Here is a 2987-nt window from a genome sequence, read left to right as displayed (position 1 = left end):
ATCGGTTTCCAAGGGAATTATACCCTTGCCAGGGATTGGGACAGCGTCCCAATTAACAGATGACATTCTGCGGTGTGCCATCTTCCCATTTCAGGATATTTTCGGACACGATCTGTGCGCGTGTAAACAGCGCTTCATGGGAAGCGAAGGCAACGTGAGGTGTCACTACAGTATGTTTGGAGTGCATCAGAGGATGATCCGCAGGAACAGGAGGTTCCATTTCGAATACATCGATGCCTGCGCCGGCGATCTTGCCTTCGTTCAGTGCGTTTGCCAGAGCTTCGCTGTCCACTACAGGGCCGCGGGCTGTATTCAGCAGGATGGCATTGGGCTTCATCAGGCCGATTTCCTTTTCACCGATCAGACCTTTTGTTTTATCATTCAGAGGAACGTGGAGGGAAACGATATCGGATACCTTCAGCACGTCTTCCAGAGACATATATTCGATGCCCAGACCTTCCATTTCGGGTTTTACAGTTCTGCTGTAAGCCACTACTTTACAGCCGAAAGCCTGTGCGATTTTTGCAACCTTGCCGCCGATAGCGCCTGTACCAACGATACCGAAGGTTTTGCCGAACAGTTCGCCGCCAACCAGACCTGCTTTTGTACCTTCCTTACGGCATACATTGTCGCAGGCAGGGATATTACGCAGTACGGAAATCGCCAGACCAAAAGCCAGTTCTGCTACGGCATTGGTGGAATAGCCTGCTGCGTTGCAAACGCAGATACCTTTTTCCTTACAGAAATCTACGTCGATATGGTCAACCCCTGTAAACGCTACGGAGAGCAGTTTCAGGTTTTCGCATTTTTCGATGACATTTTTACGGAAGGGCTGGTTTGCGATGATGATGATATCCGCATCTTTGCCGCGTTCTGCCAGTTTATCCTGATCTTCTTCCTTTGTGCTGTAAGCCACGATTTCATGGCCTCTTGCCTTTACGGCTGCTGTTGCTTCTGCCAGCTTTTCGGGTGTGATGCCCAGGGGTTCGATGATGACGATTTTCATTGGGATATGCCTCCTTCACAGTCGATAATAAACATAAATTCATCGTACAATAAAATTTTGTTCATTTCAATATTCTTCTTTAAAATATAATGTATACATGGTATGATGAAGAAAACTGTTTACAAGGAGGAATACAAAATGAGCGTTTTGTTTTTAGAATACCCCAAATGTACCACATGCAAGAAGGCAAAAGCATGGCTGGAAGGCAATTCCGTTGCCTTTGACGACAGACATATCGTGGAGAATAACCCCACTGCGGAAGAATTAAAAGCTTGGTGGGAAAAAAGCGGTCTGCCTTTGAAGAAATTCTTCAATACCAGCGGCCTGCTGTACAAAGAACTGAAGCTGAAGGACAAGATTTCCACCATGACAGAGGAAGAACAGATCGAACTGCTTTCCACCAACGGCATGCTGGTGAAACGCCCCCTCATCATCGGGGAAGATTTCGTTCTGGTGGGCTTCAAGGAAGCAGAATGGGACAGATTGAAATAATGGCATGAAAAAAAGAACCCAAAAGGGTTCTTTTTAATTTTCCAGCCAATCATACACCTTTGTGCCGGGCAAATTTTCTCCTGTAGCAAGAATGCCGCTGCCGTAGGGATCTACCAGAATACCATAAGATTTCCCATCCTTCACGCCGCCGTAAAGATAAACGAATGCATCCTCCAAGTCAGCCGACTGTTTTTCCTGGGCTTGTTCCGCCATTTCCTCATCCAGCCAGCGGGGCATGGTTATGTCATCAAAATATATCCCTTCATACCCTTCCACACGCAGCAGCTTTTCCCCATCTGCCACAGAAGTCATACCAAGCAGTTTCGGGCCGAAAAGGGTCACAATAGCCAGCAGAGCAAATGTCAGAAGCAAGTCCCATCCTTTGACAGTACTTTTGTCAGCCCCTGCCTTCTGCGCCCGATCCAACACAAAAACTACAGGAAGGAGAGATAAAAACTGCATGCCTAAAATCCACAATCGCTGATGTTTCCAGATATAAATGGCTATCACAACGCAGAACACCGCAAGAACACAGGAACCTGCTATTTTCTTCCTTTTTCCCCATTTGTCTGTGATAGGCTTCGGCTCTTTGAATAAATGCAGCCCCGCAGCAATACAGGTACCGATCATTGTACCCAGCCAGCCTGCCCAGTTGGTGTCCACCGCGCCACGATACAGATACCTTTCCACATAATACAAAGTATATACAGACACGCCCCCGCAAAAGAGCCCCAGAGCCCAAAGCCATGGTTTACTGTCCTTCCAGCCTTCGTCCCGATAAGCATCATGGGCATCCATGCTATGTTCTGCAGGATTTTCAAAATCCCATTCTTTTCTCAGAAATCCCATCTGAAACCTCCTTTCGTCGGTTATGCCAGCCCTTCCTTCTGCAGAAAGGCTTTCAGTTCCAGCAAATCTTCATCGTACGTCGCCTGCAGGGCACGGTTATAGATGACCGCCGCAGGATGATAGAGGGCAAACAGGGTTCTGCCATCGGCAAGGGGTGTAGGGGTTCCGTGGTAATCCCCGATGACCGCTTTTTTCTCGCCTGTCACGGCTTTCAGGGGCACATTGCCCAGCGTCACTACCACTTTGGGAGAAATAACTTTGATCTCTTCCAATAAATAAGGCAGGAAGAAGGCGATCTCCTCCGCAGAAGGGGGACGGTTCACCGCCTTGCCTGTTTTGGGGCTTTCCTTGGTGGGGCGCAGCTTCACCACATTGGAAATATAAATTTCCTCCCGCTTCAGGCCCACTACTTCCAGAAAAGCAGACAGGTTTTTCCCCGCCTTGCCCACAAAGGGGCGTCCCTGCTTTTCTTCATCACCGCCGGGGGCTTCCCCGATCATCATCAGGGCAGGATTTTCTGCCCCTTCCCCAAAAACGATCCTATGCTCTTTATATGCAGAGGTTTCCACCGCCGCCAGCAGTGCCTGCTGTACATTGTTGATATTTTTCATAAAAATTGCTCCTTTTTCCACTTACCCAC

The 2987-nt window shown here is 48.3% G+C and carries 4 protein-coding genes; 1 reads left to right on the top strand and 3 read right to left on the bottom strand.

The window, feature by feature from the left end; translation table 11 throughout:
- Positions 1 to 52: 52 nt before the first annotated feature.
- Positions 53 to 1006 (bottom strand): 2-hydroxyacid dehydrogenase, encoded by a 954-nt coding sequence (locus ACJMLT_RS02735; RefSeq protein WP_405726230.1) that lies wholly within the window; start codon positions 1004 to 1006, stop codon positions 53 to 55.
- 138 nt (positions 1007 to 1144) lie between these two features.
- Between ACJMLT_RS02735 and ACJMLT_RS02730 the strand changes: the two genes are divergently transcribed.
- The gene (locus ACJMLT_RS02730) at positions 1145 to 1498 is read left to right on the top strand and encodes an arsenate reductase family protein (protein WP_405726227.1); all 354 of its coding nucleotides are present in this window, start codon (positions 1145 to 1147) and stop codon (positions 1496 to 1498) included.
- 33 nt (positions 1499 to 1531) lie between these two features.
- Here the strand turns inward: ACJMLT_RS02730 and ACJMLT_RS02725 are convergent, their stop codons facing one another.
- Complete coding sequence (locus ACJMLT_RS02725) at positions 1532 to 2347, bottom strand: hypothetical protein (protein ID WP_405726225.1); 816 nt, start codon at positions 2345 to 2347, stop codon at positions 1532 to 1534.
- Between the two features lie 20 nt (positions 2348 to 2367).
- A complete protein-coding gene (locus tag ACJMLT_RS02720) occupies positions 2368 to 2958 on the bottom strand; it encodes a uracil-DNA glycosylase (RefSeq protein WP_405726223.1) in 591 nt (196 codons plus the stop codon).
- Positions 2959 to 2987: the final 29 nt, after the last annotated feature.

The sequence above is a fragment of the Anaerotignum sp. genome, from assembly GCF_045122575.1.
Taxonomy (GTDB): Bacteria; Bacillota; Clostridia; order Lachnospirales; family Anaerotignaceae; genus Anaerotignum_A.
This window is presented reverse-complemented; position numbering and strand designations above follow the sequence as displayed.